At 62.3% G+C, this 19,777-nt stretch carries 16 protein-coding genes; 10 read left to right on the top strand and 6 right to left on the bottom strand.

Annotated elements, in window-relative coordinates:
• Window positions 1-28: 28 nt before the first annotated feature.
• The 3 genes from amn to C9990_RS03640 all read right to left on the bottom strand — a co-directional run bounded on the left by amn (window position 29) and on the right by C9990_RS03640 (window position 5,784).
• Entirely contained in the window at window positions 29-1,501 is a 1,473-nt protein-coding gene (gene amn / locus C9990_RS03650) for an AMP nucleosidase (protein ID WP_161630243.1), read from the bottom strand.
• Between the two features lie 173 nt (window positions 1,502-1,674).
• The gene (locus C9990_RS03645; RefSeq protein WP_106802545.1) at window positions 1,675-3,324 is read right to left on the bottom strand and encodes an acyl-CoA dehydrogenase family protein; all 1,650 of its coding nucleotides are present in this window, start codon (window positions 3,322-3,324) and stop codon (window positions 1,675-1,677) included.
• 69 nt (window positions 3,325-3,393) lie between these two features.
• Window positions 3,394-5,784: a hybrid sensor histidine kinase/response regulator gene (locus C9990_RS03640; protein ID WP_106802544.1), complete on the bottom strand. Its 2,391-nt coding sequence runs from the start codon at window positions 5,782-5,784 to the stop codon at window positions 3,394-3,396.
• A 275-nt stretch (window positions 5,785-6,059) separates the two neighbouring features.
• Here C9990_RS03640 and C9990_RS03635 point away from each other — a divergent pair, with 275 nt between their 5' ends.
• The 4 genes from C9990_RS03635 to C9990_RS03620 all read left to right on the top strand — a co-directional run bounded on the left by C9990_RS03635 (window position 6,060) and on the right by C9990_RS03620 (window position 9,589).
• Window positions 6,060-6,857, top strand: coding sequence for a hydroxymethylpyrimidine/phosphomethylpyrimidine kinase (locus C9990_RS03635; protein ID WP_049711392.1), 798 nt, complete (start codon window positions 6,060-6,062; stop codon window positions 6,855-6,857).
• Between the two features lie 27 nt (window positions 6,858-6,884).
• Entirely contained in the window at window positions 6,885-7,514 is a 630-nt protein-coding gene (gene thiE / locus C9990_RS03630) for a thiamine phosphate synthase (RefSeq protein WP_065910105.1), read from the top strand.
• 11 nt (window positions 7,515-7,525) lie between these two features.
• The gene (gene hemL / locus C9990_RS03625) at window positions 7,526-8,809 is read left to right on the top strand and encodes a glutamate-1-semialdehyde 2,1-aminomutase (protein WP_106802543.1); all 1,284 of its coding nucleotides are present in this window, start codon (window positions 7,526-7,528) and stop codon (window positions 8,807-8,809) included.
• A gap of 225 nt (window positions 8,810-9,034) precedes the next feature.
• Window positions 9,035-9,589: a tetratricopeptide repeat protein gene (locus C9990_RS03620; protein WP_106802542.1), complete on the top strand. Its 555-nt coding sequence runs from the start codon at window positions 9,035-9,037 to the stop codon at window positions 9,587-9,589.
• A gap of 129 nt (window positions 9,590-9,718) precedes the next feature.
• On the opposite strand, the gene C9990_RS03615 is transcribed toward C9990_RS03620, so the two are convergent.
• Entirely contained in the window at window positions 9,719-10,045 is a 327-nt protein-coding gene (locus C9990_RS03615) for a DUF1820 family protein (RefSeq protein ID WP_065910336.1), read from the bottom strand.
• 131 nt (window positions 10,046-10,176) lie between these two features.
• Here C9990_RS03615 and miaB point away from each other — a divergent pair, with 131 nt between their 5' ends.
• The 5 genes from miaB (at window position 10,177) to lnt (ending at window position 15,601) form a co-directional block, all read left to right on the top strand.
• Window positions 10,177-11,505, top strand: a complete 1,329-nt coding sequence (miaB, locus tag C9990_RS03610) for a tRNA (N6-isopentenyl adenosine(37)-C2)-methylthiotransferase MiaB (RefSeq protein ID WP_065910099.1) — start codon at window positions 10,177-10,179, stop codon at window positions 11,503-11,505.
• Between the two features lie 226 nt (window positions 11,506-11,731).
• A complete protein-coding gene (locus C9990_RS03605) occupies window positions 11,732-12,736 on the top strand; it encodes a PhoH family protein (protein WP_065910097.1) in 1,005 nt (334 codons plus the stop codon).
• The gene (gene ybeY / locus C9990_RS03600; RefSeq protein ID WP_106802541.1) at window positions 12,729-13,187 is read left to right on the top strand and encodes an rRNA maturation RNase YbeY; all 459 of its coding nucleotides are present in this window, start codon (window positions 12,729-12,731) and stop codon (window positions 13,185-13,187) included. The genes C9990_RS03605 and ybeY overlap by 8 nt, the downstream gene beginning before the upstream one ends.
• A gap of 42 nt (window positions 13,188-13,229) precedes the next feature.
• Window positions 13,230-14,069 (top strand): HlyC/CorC family transporter, encoded by an 840-nt coding sequence (locus C9990_RS03595; RefSeq protein ID WP_015373027.1) that lies wholly within the window; start codon window positions 13,230-13,232, stop codon window positions 14,067-14,069.
• 8 nt (window positions 14,070-14,077) lie between these two features.
• Window positions 14,078-15,601: an apolipoprotein N-acyltransferase gene (lnt, locus tag C9990_RS03590; protein ID WP_065910093.1), complete on the top strand. Its 1,524-nt coding sequence runs from the start codon at window positions 14,078-14,080 to the stop codon at window positions 15,599-15,601.
• 121 nt (window positions 15,602-15,722) lie between these two features.
• Here lnt and C9990_RS03585 read toward each other — a convergent pair whose 3' ends face one another.
• Window positions 15,723-16,484: a YdcF family protein gene (locus tag C9990_RS03585; protein ID WP_106802540.1), complete on the bottom strand. Its 762-nt coding sequence runs from the start codon at window positions 16,482-16,484 to the stop codon at window positions 15,723-15,725.
• Window positions 16,485-16,583: 99 nt separating this feature from the next.
• Window positions 16,584-16,901 carry a hypothetical protein gene (locus C9990_RS03580; RefSeq protein WP_065910089.1) on the bottom strand — a complete coding sequence of 106 codons (318 nt, stop codon included), beginning with the start codon at window positions 16,899-16,901 and terminating at the stop codon, window positions 16,584-16,586.
• 262 nt (window positions 16,902-17,163) lie between these two features.
• Between C9990_RS03580 and leuS the strand changes: the two genes are divergently transcribed.
• A complete protein-coding gene (gene leuS, locus C9990_RS03575) occupies window positions 17,164-19,770 on the top strand; it encodes a leucine--tRNA ligase (RefSeq protein WP_106802539.1) in 2,607 nt (868 codons plus the stop codon).
• Window positions 19,771-19,777 lie beyond the last annotated feature (7 nt).

The raw sequence follows: 19,777 nt of genomic DNA, 5'->3' as shown, positions 1-19,777 counted from the left end.
CTGACCGCTAAATGACCATCCCAACCGCTTAGCGGAACGGCGGCTCGTCGAAGCTGCGCAGTTTGCGCGAGTGCAGCGAGTTGAGTTCGGTGCGCAACAGGTCGACCGCCTCGATGCCGATCTTCAAGTGCTGGCTGACCGCACGTTCATAGAACGCGTTGGCCGAACCCGGCAGCTTGATTTCACTGTGCAGCGGTTTGTCCGACACACACAACAAGGTGCCGTACGGTACGCGCAAGCGATAACCCTGGGCGGCGATGGTGCCGCTTTCCATGTCCACGGCCACTGCGCGGGACAGGTTGATCAAAGGGCGCTCCTGGGCCCAGCGCAGTTCCCAGTTGCGGTCGTCGTAGGTCAGCACGGTGCCGGTACGCAGGCGTTTTTTCAGCTCTTCGCCTTTTTCGCCGGTGACATTGGCCGCCGCTTGCTGCAAGGCCAGCTGCACTTCGGCCAGGGCCGGGATCGGGATATTCGGCGGTACCACGCGGTCGAGAATCCCATCGCGACGCATATAGGCGTGGGCCAATACATAGTCACCGATGGTCTGCGATTGGCGCAGGCCGCCGCAGTGACCGATCATCAGCCAGCAATGCGGGCGCAGCACGGCCAGGTGGTCGGTGATGTTCTTGGCGTTGGACGGGCCGACGCCGATATTCACCAGGGTCACGCCGTGGCCATCAGTGGCCTGCAGGTGATAGGCCGGCATCTGGTAGCGATGCCACACCACGCCGGCGGCAATCGCCGATGCTTCACCGTGGTCCATGCTCTTGTCGATCACCACGTTGCCTGGCAGCACCATGCGGATGAAACGCGGGTCGCTGCGCAGTTGTTCCAGGCCATGCAAGATGAACTGGTCGACATAGCGATGGTAGTTGGTCAGCAGGATCCACGGCTGCACATGGCGCCAGTCACTGCCGGTGTAGTGCACCAGGCGGCGCAGGGAAAAGTCCACGCGCGCCGCGTCGAACAACGCCAGGGGCAGCGGGTCGGTGTTTTCCCAGTCGTACAGGCCATCGGCGATGCCATCGGTGGCGGCCGACAGGTCGGTGCTGGGGAACACTCGGGCGAGGGTCGCGGCCGTTACGCCGGAGCCGGCCAGTTCGTCGCCCTGCTCCACCACATACGGGTACGGGATGTTCTGTTGGCTGACGCCGACTTCCACCGTCACGGTAAAGTCATGCATCAGCGGCACCAGTTGTTCCAGCAGGTACTTACGGAACGCCGCCGGATGGGTGACGGTAACGCTGTAGGTACCCGGCAACTGGACTTTGGCATACGCCCGGGTGGTCTGTGGGACTTCGCCGTGGCAGTGGTAGGTCAAGCGCAGTTCCGGATAGCGAAACAGCGCACGTTGTTCGGCGTCGGGTTCGACGCGGTCTTTGAGGTATTGCTTGAGGGCTTGGTTGAGGGCGCCGGTAGCACGCTCATGCAGAGCCGCCAGCCGATCCACGGCTTCTTCAGCGGTTTGAACGACAACAAAAGCTTCGGTCACGGTAAGCATCCTGTGTTCTGACGTGCAGGCCTTTATCTTGCCTGTATCCCGGCCACACCGAAACACCGATTTGGAAACACATTACCTTGCAGGAGCCGGCTTGCCGGCGATAAGGCCCTTGAATTCAATACATGTCTCAAGGCCGCTATCGCCGGCGAGCCGGCGCCTACACGGGACGGTGATCAGGATTGCGGGGTTGAGCGCGCGACGATGGCCTCCACATCGACACCCCGCGGCAAGGTGCCATACACGCGGCCGGACGATTCACCCAGCCGGCTGGCAATGAACCCATCGCTGACCGCCGCATTCCCGGCCTCCAGCAGCAGCTTGGCCTGCAGCGCCACGGCAATGTCCTCGGTCAGTTGCCGCGCGCGGTACTGGATGTCCTGGGTGTCCATGAACGCCGACTTCAGTTGCTCGATATGCCGCGCCAGTTGCCTGTCGCCGTGCCCGTCGCCCAATTCGACGAACAGCGCCTCGAGCACGCCCGGCTCTTTGGACAGGGCGCGCAGCACGTCCAGGCATTGCACGTTGCCGGAACCTTCCCACGTGGAATTCACCGGTGCCTCACGGTACAGGCGCGGCAGGATGCTGTCCTCCACATAGCCGGCACCGCCCATGCACTCGGCGGCTTCGTTGATCATCGCCGGCGCACGCTTGCAGATCCAATACTTGCCCACCGCCGTCACCAGCCGGGCGAACTTGGCTTCCTGCTCATTATCCAGATGATCCAGCGCCCGGCCCATGCGCATGCTCAAGGCCAGCGAGGCTTCGCTTTCCAGGGCCAGGTCGGCCAGCACGTTTTGCATCAGCGGTTGCTCGCTGAGCACACGCCCGCCCACGGAACGATGGGCACAATGATGGCTGGCCTGGGTCAACGCCTGGCGCATCAGGGCACTGGAGCCGACCATGCAGTCGAAGCGGGTCATGGCGACCATCTCGATGATGGTCGGTACGCCACGGCCCTCTTCGCCGATCATCCAGGCCAGGGCGCCGCGAAATTCGACTTCGCTGGAGGCGTTGGAGCAATTCCCGAGTTTGTTTTTCAGGCGCTGGATATAGAACTCGTTGCGCGTGTCATCCGGGCGGTGCCGAGGCAGTAGGAAACAGGTCAGGCCCTTGTCAGTCTGCGCCAGGGTCAGGAACGCATCGCACATCGGCGCCGAGCAGAACCACTTGTGCCCCACCAGCTCGTAGGCCTGCCCCGGGCCACCGGCGCCTACCGGATAGGCGCGGGTGGTGTTGGCGCGCACGTCGGTGCCGCCTTGTTTCTCGGTCATGGCCATGCCGATGGTGGCACCGCCCTTGTGGGCGATGCCGACGTTGCGCGGGTCGTATTCGGTGCTGAGGACTTTCGGCAACCAGGTCTGTGCAAGATCCGGCTGCAGGCGCAGGGCCGGCACGCAGGCAAAGGTCATGGTCAACGGACAGCCGGTGCCGGCTTCGGCCTGGCTGTGCAGGTAGGTCATGGCCGCGCGGGCGACATGCGCGCCGGACTGCGGATGGGCCCACGGCAGCGACGGCAGGCCGTGTTCGACGGCGATGCGCATCAGTTCGTGGTAGGCCGGATGAAACTCCACCAGGTCGATGCGATGCCCATAACGGTCATGGCTGTTGAACACCGGTTTGTTCTGGTTCGCCAGGAACCCGGCCGCCATCAACGGCCCGCCGGCCAGCTCCCCGTAGGCATCGATGCGCGTCTCGGCCCAGCCGGCACCGAAGCGGCGCGACCACTCTTGCAGGGGCAGGTCGATGCGGTAGAGGTTGGTGCCATCCAGGGATGGCGGCTGGTTGGTGACGTCGTGGGTTTCGGCGAACGAGTGCAGGTTCATGACGGGCCTCCTGGAAAAAAGGCCACGTCGATTTGAGGCCTGAATTTCAGTTAAGCACCGACACCGGGCTTAAAAAAGTGGCATACCCGCCGAATGTCCGGCGCTTTCGCCCTCTACTCGCCCCAACAATCGACGCTCCAGCACCGCCTGCAAAGCGTCGAAACGCACGGGCTTGGCCAGGCGCTCGGAGACGCCGATGCCATGGCAATGTTCGCGCTCGGACACATTCAGCGACGTACTCAAGGCAATCACCGGCAACTCAGCGCAGCCAGGCAGTGCACGAATCTGACAGCACAACGAGAAACCGCCTTCAGGTATATCCAACAATACTGCATCGAATTTCTCGGCCTGCAGGCTCGCCAACGCGGACGGCCCGTTGTCCACGGTTTTTACCCGGTAACCGAGCTTGAGCAACATGCCTCGCACAGCCAACTGGCCCACGCTGTTGTCATCCACCAGCAGCACCGCGCAATCCTGCGGGCCACGCTGCCGATCCGGTGTCCGCTTTGGCTCCGGGGCCACCAGGCTGACCTGCATCTCCAACTGGAAGCGACTGCCCTTGCCCGGCTCGGAGTGATGGGTGAGGCGCCCGCCCAGCAGTTCGATCAACTGCCGGCAAATCGCCAGGCCAATCCCCAGGCCACCGTATTCGCGGGTGGTCGAGCCATCGAGCTGGAAGAAACGCTGGTACAGCGTGGCCTCGTCGAGGAAAGCGAAGCCGATACCGGTGTCGGTGACGATAAAGCTCAAGCGCACGCCACCGTCACTCTGCGGCACGCCCACCACCCGCAGGCGCACCGAGCCCTCATGGGTAAACTTGAAAGCGTTGTCCAGCAGGCAATCCAGGCACTGCAGGAGTTTGTCGGCGTCGCCCATCAGGCGGTCCGGCAACTCGTCCGCCACGTCGATGGAAAACGCCAGGCCTTTGCTCTGGGCGCTGGCGTTGAATTGCTGGCGCAACCCGTCGAGCGCGCCGCGCAGGCTGAAGACCTTGGGCTGGGGAGTCAGGCGTCCGGCTTGCAATTCGGTCAGCGTCAGAATGCCGTTGACCATGCGCATCATGTCCCGCGCCGAACCGGCGGCGGTTTGCTGGTACTGCGCCAGGTCGTCGCCCAGCGGCACGGTTTGCATCAGTTCGAGGGAGCCGATCACGCCGTTCATCGGCGTGCGCAATTCATGGGTCAGGGTCGCAAGGAATTCATCCTTGAGCCGGTTGCTGCGGGCCAACTGCTGGTTGAGCACTTCAAGCTTCTGGCTGGCATCGAACAGGATCTGCGCCTGCTGCTCGCGCATGGAATTGATGCGGTCGGCCAACGCCAGGGACAACAGCGCCACTTCGATCGCCGAACCGATCTGGCTGGCGTACATGGTGAGAAACATATTCGGCAGGTAGCCCAGCACCATCAGGGTATTGATCACCCCACCGAGCAGGAACGCCGACCAGGCGATGATGAAATACCGCGCCATGCGCTGGCCGCAATACCAGGCCTTGATGGCAGCGACAAAGATGGTCACGGTAAACACCAGCGCCAGGCCGGTGGCCAGGCGCAAGGCCACCGCATAGCTGGTCAGCAGCGCCAGCGCCATGACGACCGCGCCGCACGCCGCCAGCCCCAGCAGGATGCGGTTGAGCCAGCGGCTGTGCTGCGCGGTGTGCAGGAAACTGCGGGCGAACAGGCTGCCGAACAGCGCCGCCGAGCCGATCAGGAACGGCACCGCCGCGTTCGCCCACCACGGGTTGTTCGGCCAGAAGTACTCCACCGCCACGCCATTGACCGACAGCTGGTATAGGCCGAACGAGGCGATATAAAGGATGTAATAGAGGTAGCTGGTGTCGCGCACGCTCAGGTAGATGAACAGGTTGTAGACCAGCATCCCCAGCAGCACGCCGTAGATCACCCCGAGCACAGACAGGCGCAGGGGTTGTTGTTCCAGATAAGCGGTGCCGGCCCACAGCGTCAAGGGCGCCTGGATCGAGCCTTCGCTTTGCAGGCGCAGGTAGACCGTCTGCTGTTGATCGGGCACAAAGTTGAGCTTGAACAGGTAGTTGCTCTGGCGTACTTCACGGCTGGAAAACGGCAATGCGCTGCCCGTGCGGGAGGTCAGCCGGTAGGTGCCGGTACCGTCGTTCTGGTACAGGTCCAGGTGATTCAGCGGTGGGTAGGCCAACTCCAAAAACCAGGTGCGCGGCGCGCGCGGGTCCTTGGCCAGGTAATGCAGGTCGACCTTGAGCCAGAACACCGAGCGCGAATAGCCGGCGTTGAGGGTGGCTTTGTCATGGGGCTTGAATTGGGCGGCGTAGGCGGGTGAACTGACGTCGGCGATGGTCAGCGCATCGGTGGGGTCTTCGAGCACTTGCATGACTCGGCCCAGCGGCAGGCTTCGCGTGTCCTGGTTGAACTCGATGGCGCTGGCGAGCATTGGCAGCCCGCACAACAATAAAATCAGCAAATAGCGCATAGAGCCCCAGTGTGGCGTGTCCGGTTATGTCAAAAGCCCCCCATTCCTTTTGAGAAGACGTACACCGGCGGTACATTAAGTTGTTTGGATCCACTTTAGCATAGCCGCTAAAGGCCATTGGACACCATTGAAATAATTTTTTGAAAGGCTCTAGGACGCGGGTTTCAGCGGGTTTTCTCGACTGAAAAAGCGCCAAAAAAGCGTCACAACCACGGCAACATTCAACCCTCACCCGACAGCCACGCAAAAAGCGTTTGGTGGTAAGCTCGCGCACCATGAATATCTACAGCTCTCGCCCCGTTGTCCTCTGTCTCTCCGGCCATGATCCCAGTGGTGGCGCCGGCTTGCAGGCAGATATCGAAGCCCTGCTCGCCCAGGGCTGCCATGCGGCTCCGGCCGTCACCGCCCTGACCGTGCAGAACACCGTCAACGTCAGCGATTTCCGCGTGCTCGACCGCGAGTGGGTGCTGGCCCAGGCCAATGCCGTGCTCGGCGACTCCGAAGTGGCGGCGGTCAAGCTGGGCATGCTCGGTTCCACCGCAATGGTCGACACCGTGGTCGAACTGCTGCAGGCGCACCCGCACCTGCCGGTCGTCTGCGACCCGGTGCTGCGCGCCGGCGGCGGTGGCAGCCTGGGCAAGGACGAAGTCGGCTATGCCATGCGCGAGCGGCTGTTGCCGCTGTCGCTGATTGCCACGCCGAACCTGCCCGAAGCGCGCATCCTCGCCGAACTGCCCGAGGGCACGGCAGACGAATGCGCCGAAAAGCTGCTGCCGTACATCAAGCACCTGCTGATCACCGGCGGGCATGGCGACGAGCATGAAGTGCACAACCGCCTGTACAGCCGTGACGGCACGCGCCAGACCTTTACCTGCCAGCGCTTGCCCGGCAGTTATCACGGTTCGGGCTGCACGCTCGCCAGTGCCCTGGCCGGCCGGATCGCCCAGGGCGAAGGGTTGGTCAGCGCGGTGCAATCGGCCCTCAACTACACTTGGCGCACCCTGCGTGACGCCGAACAACTCGGTCAGGGCCAGTTCGTACCGCGTCGGTTGCCGCTGGATTTCTGCTCGTAACTTTTTCTGCTCGAAGGGGCCTGCCCGATGAAACTACGTGGCCTGTATGCCATTACCGACAGCCAACTGTTGGCTGGCAAGTTCCTCGCCTACGTCGAAGCGGCGCTGGACGGTGGCGTGACCCTGCTGCAGTACCGCGACAAAAGCAGCGACGAAGCCCGGCGCCTGCGTGAGGCCGAGAAGCTGCGCGAACTGTGCTCGCGCTACAAGACCCAACTGATCATCAACGACGACGCCGAGCTGGCCGCGCGCCTGGGCGTCGGCGTGCACCTGGGCCAGACCGACGGCCCGCTGACCCCGGCCCGCGCGTTGCTGGGCTCCAAGGCGATCATCGGCGCGACCTGCCACAGCCAGATCGAGCTGGCCGAGCAGGCCGCCAAGGAAGGCGCCAGCTATGTCGCCTTCGGCCGCTTCTTCACGTCCAACACCAAGCCGGGCGCTTCTGCCGCCACCGTCCCGATGCTGGCTCAGGCCCGGGCGCGCCTGCAGCTGCCGATCTGCGTGATCGGCGGCATCACCCTGGAGAATGCCGAACCGCTGGTGGCGCATGGCGCTGACCTGCTGGCCGTGGTGCACGGCCTGTTCGGTGCGGACAGCACCCAGGAAGTGACGCGTCGCGCCCGCGCCTTCAACGATCTTCTTAAATATTCAGTTTAGAGAGCCCGATCATGTCCCGTTCCGAAACCCTGTTTGCCAATGCCCAGAAACACATCCCCGGCGGTGTGAACTCCCCGGTGCGTGCGTTCAAGAGCGTGGGCGGTACGCCGCTGTTCTTCAAGCATGCCGAAGGCGCGTACGTCACTGACGAAGATGACAAGCGCTACGTCGACTACGTCGGCTCCTGGGGCCCGATGATCCTCGGCCACAGCCACCCGGACGTACTCGACGCGGTGCGCAAGCAGCTGGAACACGGCCTCTCCTACGGCGCGCCGACCGCCATGGAAACCGAGATGGCTGACCTGGTGTGCTCGATCGTGCCGTCGATGGAGATGGTGCGGATGGTCAGCTCCGGCACCGAAGCCACCATGAGCGCGATTCGCCTGGCCCGTGGTTTCACCGGCCGCGACAGCATCATCAAGTTTGAAGGCTGCTACCACGGCCACTCCGACAGCCTGCTGGTCAAAGCCGGTTCGGGCGCGCTGACCCAGGGCGTGCCAAGCTCGGCCGGCGTGCCTGCGGCGTTCGCCAAACACACCCTGACCCTGCCGTTCAACGACATCGCGGCCGTCGAGCAGATGCTCGATGAAGTCGGGCAAGACGTGGCGTGCATCATCGTCGAGCCGGTGGCCGGCAACATGAACTGCGTACCACCGGCGCCGGGCTTTCTCGAAGGCCTGCGCGAGCAGTGCGACAAGCACGGCGTGGTGCTGATTTTCGACGAGGTGATGACGGGTTTTCGCGTTGCACTCGGCGGCGCACAGGCGCACTACGGCGTCACGCCGGACCTGAGCACCTTCGGCAAGATCATCGGCGGCGGCATGCCGGTCGGCTGCTTCGGCGGCAAGCGCGAAATCATGCAGCACATCGCGCCGTTGGGCCCGGTGTACCAGGCAGGCACCTTGTCGGGTAATCCGCTGGCGATGGCTGCCGGCCTGACCACCCTGCGCCTGATCTGCCGCCCGGGCTTCCACGCCGAGCTGACCGACTACACCACCCGCCTGCTCGACGGCCTGCAACAGCGTGCCGATGCCGCCGGCATCCCGTTTGTGACGACCCAGGCGGGCGGCATGTTTGGCCTGTACTTCAGCGGCGCCGATGACATCGTTACCTTTGATGACGTGATGGGCAGCGATGCCGATCTGTTCAAGCGCTTCTTCCACCTGATGCTCGAAGGCGGCGTGTACCTGGCACCGAGCGCCTTCGAAGCCGGCTTCACCTCGATCGCCCATGGCGACGCCGAGCTGAAACTGACCCTCGATGCCGCCGAGCGCGCCTTCGCGGCCTTGAAATAAACGACGGAAAAAATCAGGCGCCGCCCCAGCGGTGTCTGATTTGCTACTTTGTTTACAGAGATTTCCGAGTTTTTTCGAGAAACCACCTGCAATCCGGCAGATAACTTGCCCAACCAGCAGAAAAACGAGTAAAGACTTTGTAAGCAGAGGCCTGCTTATTTCATAATGCGCGCTTATTGGATCCCCCGAGGATCCGCGCGCCCCGTCAGAGGTAAGTCGATTCCCATGAAACGCACCGGCCGCACCCTGGTTCTGGGCTGCCTGTTGCTCCTTCAGCCGCTGCTGGCACATGCACAAGCAGGCGGCAACTCGTTGTTAATCCCAGCGATGGGTCGTTGCACCCTCAATACCCAGCCAGACAGCCAGGCCGAAGCCCTGAGCGCGTGCCAGAAACAGGCCGACGGTGGGGATGCGCAGGCGCAATACGAGTTGGGCGAGTACTACCACGACAGCAAGAACCCCGCCCGCGACCTCAACAAAGCCTTGAGTTACTTCGAGAAAGCCTCGTTGCAGGGCCACGCGCAGGCGCAATTCCAGCTCGGCACCATGTTCTTCAAAGGTGAAGGTGTGCCGGCCAATAACGTTCAGGCGTATATCGTGCTGAAGATGGCGGCGGTCAACGGCGCCGAAGACGCGCTGGACACTGCCGACGAAGTCGCCGAGCACATGCAGCGCAATGAACTGGAAACCGCGACCCAGGTGCTGGGCCAGATTTTCCGCAACTACCTGCAGGAACTGCAGAGCGCAGATGGCAGCTCGCCATTCTCGCCGCTGCCCTGAGTTTTGTAGCGCCTTTACTGCCGCCTTCGCGAGCAAGCCCGCTCCCACATTCGACTGTATTCCAAAGGTGGAACTCGATCGAATGTGGGAGCGGGCTTGCTCGCGAAGGGGTCGGCGCGGTCTTAAGCCTTACTTCTCAGGCATCGGCACCGGAAACGGCATGACATTGCTCACGCCCCGGGCTTCGCTGATTTTCGGCGTGCCCAGGCGCTCGACTTCATCGATGCGCACAATCGAATGCATCGGCACAAAACTGCGCACCACGCCTTCGAACTGCGCCTTGAGTTTCTCCTCGCCCGGGTCGACGACCAACTGGGTGCGCTCGCCAAAGACGAACTCTTCCACTTCCAGGAAGCCCCACAGATCACTTTGATAGATCTGCTTGGCGTACATTTCGAACACCTGGCCCTGGTTAAGGAAAATCACCTTATAGATTGGAGCTTCACGTTTGGTCATGGTGGGCGAATAACACATCGGGGATATAAAAGAGGGCGCGAACTATAGCATGGCACCCGATGCACAACGCTAGGAACCAATGGGCATGCCCCCTATAATGCGCGGTTCTTTACCACCAGTTGACGATCCCCATGGCCAAGAAGCTCTATATCGAAACCCACGGTTGCCAGATGAACGAGTACGACAGCTCGCGCATGGTCGATCTGCTGGGTGAACACCAGGCCCTGGAAGTCACCGCCCGCGCCGAAGATGCCGACGTGATCCTGCTCAATACCTGCTCGATACGCGAGCGAGCCCAGGATCGGGTGTACTCGCAGCTGGGCCGCTGGCGTGAATTGAAACTGGCCAACCCGGACATGGTGATCGCCGTCGGCGGTTGCGTGGCGAGCCAGGAAGGTGCGGCGATCCGCGACCGCGCGCCCTATGTGGACGTGGTGTTCGGCCCGCAAACCTTGCACCGCCTGCCGGAAATGATCGATGCCGCACGCTTCACCAAGCTGCCGCAGGTCGATGTCTCGTTCCCGGAAATCGAAAAGTTCGACCACTTGCCCGAGCCGCGCATCGATGGGCCGAGTGCCTACGTGTCGGTGATGGAAGGCTGCAGCAAGTACTGCACCTTCTGCGTGGTGCCCTACACCCGGGGTGAAGAAGTCAGCCGGCCGTTTGACGACGTGATGTCGGAAATCATCCACCTCGCCGAAAACGGCGTGCGCGAAGTGACCTTGCTGGGCCAGAACGTCAACGGCTATCGCGGCCTGACCCACGACGGGCGCCTGGCCGACCTGGCGGAGCTGATCCGGGTAGTCGCCGCCGTCGACGGCATCGAGCGTATTCGCTACACCACCTCGCACCCGCTGGAGTTCTCCGACAGCCTGATCCAGGCTCACGCCGAAGTGCCGGAACTGGTCAAACACCTGCATTTGCCGGTGCAATCAGGCTCGGACCGCATCCTCTCGGCGATGAAGCGCAACCACACCGCGCTGGAATACAAATCCAAACTGCGCAAGCTGCGCGCGGCGGTGCCGGGTATCTGCATCAGCTCGGACTTTATCGTCGGCTTCCCTGGCGAAACCGAAAAAGACTTCCAGCAGACCATGAAGCTGATCGAAGACGTCGGTTTCGACTTCTCCTACTCGTTTGTCTACAGCCAGCGCCCGGGCACCCCAGCGGCGGACCTGCTGGACGAAACCCCGGAAGAGCTGAAAAAAGAGCGCCTGAATGCCCTGCAACATCGCTTGAACCAGCAGGGTTTCGAGATCAGCCGACAAATGGTCGGCTCAACCCAGCGCATCCTGGTCACCGACTACTCGAAAAAAGACCCGGGCGAATTGCAGGGCCGTACCGAGAACAACCGAATCGTCAACTTCCGCTGCGATAATCCCACGCTGATCGGCCAGTTTGCCGATGTGCACATCGATGCGGCGCAACCGCACTCGTTGCGCGGCTCGTTGATCAACTGACTTCAGGACACACGAACCCCAACTGTGGGCGCTGGCTTGCCTGCGATAGCGATGAAACAGGCGGCATCTCTTTTGGATGTGCCGCCCCTTCGCCGGCAAGCCAGCCCTCACAGGGATCACCTTGGTTCCTGAGAGTGGACCCCGCCTACATAAGTGCTTTCGCACACCGGCGGCTGGCGTTATCCTCTATTTCACCTAAACAGCCAAAGGGCGGCTAAAAGCAACCTTGAACGCACCCATAGCAGAACCCCATCGTTTTCTCCTCGAGCCGTTTGAGGCTCGCCGTTTCGCCAATCTGTGCGGACAGTTCGACGAGCACCTGCGCCTGATCGAACAACGCCTGAGCATCGAGATCCGCAACCGCGGCAATCAGTTCGAGCTCATTGGTGAACCCCAGCACACCACGTCCGCAGAAAACCTGCTGCGCCGTCTCTACCGTGAAACCAAGGGCAGTGAGCTGTCGCCGGAAACGGTGCACCTGTACCTGCAGGAATCGGCCGTGGAAGACCTGGCCAACAACCCTGTGGCCGAAGCCAGCGTGGCCCTGCGCACCAAAAAAGGCATGATTCGCCCGCGCGGCTTGAATCAGCAGCGCTACGTCAAGGAAATCCTCGGCAACGACATCAACTTCGGCATCGGCCCGGCCGGTACCGGCAAGACCTACCTGGCGGTAGCCTGCGCCGTTGACGCCCTGGAGCGTGAACAAGTGCGCCGCATCCTGCTGGTGCGACCGGCGGTCGAGGCCGGCGAAAAGCTTGGCTTCCTGCCCGGCGACCTGGCCCAGAAGATCGACCCGTACCTGCGCCCGCTCTACGACGCGCTGTACGAGATGCTCGGCTTTGAATACGTGGCCAAGCTGATCGAACGCCAAGTGATCGAGATCGCCCCGCTGGCCTACATGCGTGGTCGTACGCTGAACAACAGCTTCATCATCCTCGACGAAAGCCAGAACACCACGGTCGAGCAGATGAAGATGTTCCTCACCCGTATCGGTTTCGGCTCCACCGCCGTGATCACCGGCGACGTCACCCAGGTCGACCTGCCCAAGGGCACCAAGTCCGGCCTGGCCCAGGTGATCGAGGTGCTCAAGGACGTGCCGGGTATCAGCTTCACGCACTTCATGCCCAAGGACGTGGTCCGCCACCCGCTGGTGCAGCGCATTGTCGAAGCCTACGAGCGCTTCGATCATCGCGATGACGCACCCGCCAAGGACAGCCGCCGCGATGCTTGAGCTTGACCTGCAACTGGCCACCGAAGCGCCCGCCCCCAGCGAAGAACAGTTCCGTCGATGGTGCACCCTGGCCCTGCGCCAGCGCACCGCCGATTCGGAGCTGACCATCCGCCTGGTGGACGAGCCCGAAGGCCGCGAACTGAATCACACCTGGCGCCAGAAGGATTACGCGACCAACGTGCTGTCCTTCCCCGCCGACGTCCCCGACGAATTGCTGGATATCCCGCTGCTGGGCGACCTGGTGATCTGCGTCGAAGTGGTCGAGCGCGAGGCAAAGGAGCAAGGCAAGGAACTTGAAGCCCATTGGGCCCATCTAGTCATCCACGGCTGCTTGCATCTCTTGGGTTACGACCATATAGACGATGACGAAGCCGAAGAAATGGAAGCACTGGAACGAACGTTGCTTGCAGAATTGGGTCACCGCGATCCGTATGCAGACGACGAAAACTGATCAACACTCAACTGAAACATCAAAGGATTTAGAGTAATCGCTATGAGCGAAGACCGATCGAGCAACGGGCAGAAGTCATGGCTGGGTAAACTGACCCAGGCTTTTGCCCACGAGCCGAAAAACCGCCAGGAGCTGCTGGAGCTGCTGCGCGAGGCCCATCAGAACAAGTTGCTGGACAGCGAAGCGCTGGCCATCGTCGAAGGCGCCATCCAGGTGGCTGACCTGCAGGTTCGGGACATCATGGTCCCGCGCTCGCAGATGATCAGCATCAAGGCGACCCAGACCCCTCGGGAATTCCTCCCGGCCGTGATCGACTCGGCGCACTCGCGCTACCCGGTGATCGGTGAAAGCCATGACGACGTCATGGGTGTCCTGCTGGCCAAGGACCTGTTGCCGCTGATCCTCAAGGAGAACGGCGACAACTTCAACATCAAGGACCTGCTGCGTCCTGCCACCTTCGTGCCCGAATCCAAGCGCCTGAATGTGCTGTTGCGCGAGTTCCGCGCCAACCACAATCACATGGCCATTGTGATCGACGAATACGGCGGTGTAGCGGGCCTGGTGACCATCGAAGACGTGCTGGAACAAATCGTCGGCGACATCGAAGACGAGCACGACGTCGAAGAAGACAGCTACATCAAGCCGCTGCCCAGCGGTGATTTCCTGGTCAAGGCGCTGACGCCGATCGAGAACTTCAACGAGTTCTTCGACAGCGAATTCTCCGACGATGAGTTCGACACCGTCGGCGGCCTGGTGATGAGTGCGTTTGGCCACTTGCCCAAGCGTAACGAGACCACCGAGATTGGCGCCTACCGCTTCCGCATCCTGAATGCCGACAGCCGCCGGATTCACTTGATTCGCCTGACACCTATTGCCCGTTAAGGACTGACATGCGCCGTATGATCGCACCCGGCTGGCCCGGTAACCTGCTGGCCGTGGCGGCCGGTGCCATCACCACCCTGGCGCTGGCGCCGTTCGATCTGTGGCCGTTTGCGCTACTGGCAGTCGGACTGTTCTATATCGGTCTGCGGGAGCTGACACCACGCCAGGCCTTGGGCCGTGGCTGGTGTTTCGGTTTCGGCCTGTTTGGCGCCGGCACCAGCTGGATCTACTACAGCATCCACCACTTCGGCGGTGCCTCGGTGTTGCTGGCAGGCTTCCTGATGCTGCTGTTCACTGCCGCCATCGCCTGGTTCTTCGCCTTGCCCGCCTGGTTGTGGGCGCGCTGGCTGCGTCGCAATGAAGCGCCACTGGCCGATGCCCTGACGTTTGCCGCACTGTGGGTCGGCCAGGAAGCCTTTCGCGGCTGGTTCCTCACCGGCTTCCCGTGGCTGTATTCCGGGTATAGCCAACTCGACGGCCCGCTGACGGGCCTCGCCCCTGTCGGCGGGATCTGGCTGATCTCCTTTGCCCTGGCACTGACGGCGGCCCTGTTGTGCAACCTGCCACGCCTGCTGGCGAGCAAGCGCAATGCCTTTATCGGCGCGGGCCTGGTCTTGCTGGTCGCCCCCTGGGCTATCGGCCTGGCCCTCAAGCATCACGCCTGGACTGCGCCTTCCGGCGCACCACTGAGCGTGGCCGCCATCCAGGGCAACGTCGAACAAAGCATGAAGTGGGACCCCGAGCAGCTCAATGCGCAGCTCGCGCTGTACCGCGACATGAGCTTCAGCTCCAAGCCCGTGGACTTGCTGGTGTGGCCGGAAACCGCCGTGCCGGTACTCAAGGAATCCGTCGAGGGCTACCTGGGGATGATGGGCAAGTTCGCCGCCGACCGGCACACCGCACTGATCACCGGCGTTCCGATCCGCCAGGAAGTGCACCACCAGAAGCGCTATTTCAATGGCGTCACCGTGGTGGGTGAAGGCGACGGCACCTACCTGAAGCAGAAGCTGGTGCCCTTCGGCGAGTATGTACCGCTGCAGGACATGCTGCGCGGGCTGATCGCCTTCTTCGACCTGCCGATGTCGGACTTCGCCCGCGGCCCCGCCGACCAGGCGATGCTGCAGGCCAAGGGCTATCAGATCGCGCCGTTCGTGTGCTACGAAGTGGTGTACCCGGAATTTGCCGCCGGCCTGTCGGCCCAGAGCGACTTGCTGCTGACCATCAGCAATGACACCTGGTTTGGCCGCTCCATCGGCCCACTGCAGCATCTGCAGATGGCGCAGATGCGCGCGCTGGAGGCGGGTCGCTGGATGATCCGCGCCACCAACAATGGCGTGACCGGACTGATCAACCCGTTCGGGCAGATCACTGCACAGATCCCGCAATTCGAGCGCGGCATTCTCTACGGCGAAGTGGTGCCGATGCACAACCTCACGCCGTACCTGCAATGGCGCTCGTGGCCGTTGATCATCCTGTGCCTGGGGCTGTTTGGCTGGGCGCTGCTGGCGAGCCGGATGGCCAAGACGGTCTGACAGACACGACAAAACAATGTGGGAGCGGGCTTGCTCGCGAAGGCGTTAGTTCAGCCAACAGCTACGTTGACTGACACACCGCCTTCGCGAGCAAGCCCGCTCCCACGTTTGCAGGGCGGCGCTAGCGGTAGAACAACCGATAACCCACCTGCCCTACCGCCTCGTTGATCAACTGTCCGCTCTGCCACACCGACTTGAATTCCGGCATCCAACCGCCCAGTGGCCGGGCATTGTCCACGCCCAGGAAGCCTACCGGCGCCGGGACCACGGTAAAGCCAGCCTTTTCAAAGCTCCACACCGAGCGCGGCATGTGCCAGGCCTGGGTCACCACCACCACGCGCTTGATGCCTTCGGGCAGCAATATTTCGGCACTCATTTGCGCATTTTCCCAGGTAGTACGGCTGCGCTCTTCCTTCCAGCGCACCGACACGCCGAAGTCGTCGTGCATCGACACCGCCATCAACTCGGCCTCGCTGGGCGGCGTGCCGTAATGCAGGCCGCCGGTGGTCAGCACCGGCAACCCGGATGCCTTGGCCAGGCGCGCGGCATAGCGCTGGCGCTCCAGGCCGATACCGGTCGGCTGATCGGCGCCCCATGCCGGGTCACCACGTTCGCGGCCCGAGCCCAGCACCACAATGGCATCGGCGCGCTGGGCCAGGGTCGACCAGTCTTCCCGCGCCAGCGGCGGTTCGGTCTCCAGCGCACGGGCGCCCCACTCCACCATCACCGGCAGGCTGATCAACCACATGCCGCCCAACCCGAGGGCAAAACAGACACCGGCCAAGCGTGGGCGGCTGCGACGAAACCACCAGGCAAGCGCCAGCAACAGCAAGAGGATGCCGGGCGGCAAGAGCAGTTGTTTAATGAAATAGCGAATAGGCATCGGGCATCTCCATAGATGCCCGAAGCCTAAGGTGTAACGGGGTTTAGCGACAATCTTTACGCTGACATGACGCGATAACGCAGCTCAGGGGGGAATGAACTACTTGTAGCGGACGGACCGGAGCTTTTCCGGGCCGCGACCGGCCGACAAGTCCTTGAGCCACACCACCTTGGCTGAGTGCGTGGGTTCCTTGGCTGGCGGGGGTGCTACCCAAGGAGGCGCACTGCGCCCGTTTCGTTCCAGATAAGCCTTGATCAGTTCCAGCTCCGCGCGGCTCAGACCGCGCAGTTCCAACTCGACAGGCCGTTCATCACGCAATCGGCCCGCTGTTCTCGCTGCATCCAATGCACGACCCAATCGGTCGATCAGTCCTTCGTAGATTTCCGGTTTCGTTGCGATTCGCTGCGATTCAACCATCCCCTCACCTCATTGAAGATATGACTCATTCCCCAATAAACAGCGTAGTCCTAGTGGCTGCACCTGCCTGGCGCCGCGACAGACGGCCCTGCCTGCGCAATCAGGGTTTCCCTCGATAGAGTGGGGTCATGTATGCTACGGCGCTTCCTGTAACTCCACTTCCCGCAGGGTTTGGGCACGGACGCGCCGCTTTTTGGTGTCGAACAACCCGGACAGTGCACCGAAGAGGATTAGGCCACCCCTATTCAGTTCAAAAGTAGCCATGCACGAACAATATCAGCCCCGTGAAATAGAAAATGCCGCCCAAACCTTCTGGGACGAGCAAAAGTCCTTTGAAGTCAGTGAACAGCCAGGCAAGGAGACTTACTACTGCCTATCGATGTTCCCTTACCCCAGCGGCAAGCTACACATGGGGCACGTGCGTAACTACACCATCGGCGACGTCATCTCGCGCTACCAGCGCATGCAAGGCAAGAACGTCCTGCAACCCATGGGTTGGGACGCCTTCGGCATGCCGGCAGAAAACGCCGCGATGAAAAACAACGTGGCGCCCGCCAAGTGGACCTACGAAAACATCGCCTACATGAAGACCCAGCTGCGCAGCCTGGGCCTGGCGGTGGACTGGTCTCGCGAAGTGACCACCTGCAAGCCGGATTACTACCGCTGGGAACAATGGCTGTTCACGCGCCTGTTCGAAAAAGGTGTGATCTACAAGAAGAGCGGCACCGTGAACTGGGACCCGCTCGACCAGACCGTACTGGCTAACGAGCAGGTGATCGACGGTCGCGGCTGGCGCTCCGGCGCGCTGATCGAAAAGCGCGAAATCCCGATGTACTACTTCAAGATCACCGCCTACGCGGATGAACTGCTGTCGAGCCTCGATGACCTGCCGGGCTGGCCTGAACAGGTCAAGACCATGCAGCGCAACTGGATCGGCAAGTCCAAGGGCATGGAAGTGCAGTTCCCGTACAACGTCGACTCGATCGGCGAAGCGGGCGCACTCAAAGTCTTCACCACCCGTCCGGACACCCTGATGGGCGCGACCTACGTCGCCGTGGCCGCTGAGCACCCGCTGGCCACCCAGGCCGCACAGAACAACCCTGAGCTGCAGGCGTTCATCGCCGAATGCAAAGGCGGCAGCGTGGCCGAAGCCGACGTCGCCACCCAAGAGAAAAAAGGCCTGCCGACCGGGCTGTTCGTCGAGCACCCGCTGACCGGCGAAAAACTGCCGGTGTGGGTCGCCAACTACGTGCTGATGCATTACGGCGATGGCGCAGTAATGGCAGTACCGGCCCACGACGAACGCGATTTCGAGTTCGCCACCAAATACAGCCTGCCGATCAAATCCGTGGTGCGCACCAGCTCGGGCGACACCAACCCGGCCCCGTGGCAAGACGCCTACGGCGAGCACGGCACACTGATCAACTCCGGTGAATTTGACGGCCTGGACTTCCAGGGCGCTTTCGACGCGATCGAAGTTGCACTGGTGAAGAAAAACCTCGGAGCCTCGCGCACCCAGTTCCGCCTGCGCGACTGGGGCATCAGCCGCCAGCGCTACTGGGGCTGCCCGATCCCGATCATCCACTGCGACAGCTGCGGTGACGTCCCCGTGCCGGAAGACCAACTGCCGGTCGTCCTGCCGGAAGACGTGGTGCCGGATGGCGCTGGCTCGCCCCTGGCGCGCATGCCCGAGTTCTACGAGTGCAGCTGCCCGAAATGCGGCCAGCCTGCCAAGCGTGAAACCGACACCATGGACACCTTCGTCGAATCCTCGTGGTACTACGCACGCTACGCTTCGCCGCACTATGAAGGCGGCCTGGTGGAAAAAACCGCGGCCGACCACTGGCTGCCGGTAGACCAGTACATCGGTGGTATCGAACACGCCATTCTTCACCTGCTGTACGCGCGCTTCTTCCACAAGCTGATGCGCGACGAAGGCCTGGTGAGCTCCGATGAGCCGTTCAAGAACCTGCTGACCCAGGGCATGGTGGTCGCCGAGACCTACTATCGCCGCGAAGCCAACGGCGCCTACACCTGGTTCAATCCGGCAGACGTCGAGCTCGAGCGCGACAGCAAAGCCAAGGTCATCAGCGCCAAGCTGATCGCCGACGGCCTGCCGGTGGAAATCGGCGGCACCGAGAAGATGGCCAAGTCGAAGAACAACGGCGTCGACCCCCAGTCGATGATCGACCAGTTCGGCGCCGACACCTGCCGCCTGTTCATGATGTTCGCCTCGCCGCCCGACATGAGCGCCGAATGGTCCGACTCCGGCGTCGAAGGTTCGCACCGTTTCCTCAAGCGCGTCTGGCGCCTGGCGCATGCCCACATCAGCCAGGGCCTGCCGGGCAAGCTGGATATCGCCGCACTGAGCGACGAGCAGAAAGCCATTCGCCGCAGCACCCACCTGGCAATCAAGCAAGCCAGCCAGGACGTGGGCCAGAACCACAAGTTCAACACCGCCATCGCCCAGGTGATGACGCTGATGAACGTGCTGGAAAAAGCCCCACAGGCCACCGAACAGGACCGCGCGCTGGTACAGGAAGGCCTGGAAACAGTCACCCTGCTGCTCGCGCCGATCACCCCGCACATCAGCCACGACCTGTGGAGCCGCCTGGGCCACAGCGACGCGGTGATCGATGCGCGCTGGCCGGTGCAGGACGACAGCGCCCTGGTACAGGACACGCTGCAGCTGGTAATCCAGGTCAACGGCAAGCTGCGTGGCCAGATCGACATGCCAGCCACCGCTACTCGCGAGGAAGTCGAAGCAGTCGCACGCGTCAACGAGAACGTGCTGCGCTTTACCGAAGGCCTGACGATCCGCAAAGTGATCGTGGTGCCTGGCAAACTGGTCAACATCGTCGCTAGCTAATCGGATC

It is taken from the genome of Pseudomonas sp. S5D5, from assembly GCF_003013355.1.
Taxonomy (GTDB): Bacteria; Pseudomonadota; Gammaproteobacteria; order Pseudomonadales; family Pseudomonadaceae; genus Aquipseudomonas; species Aquipseudomonas aylmerensis.
This window is presented reverse-complemented; position numbering and strand designations above follow the sequence as displayed.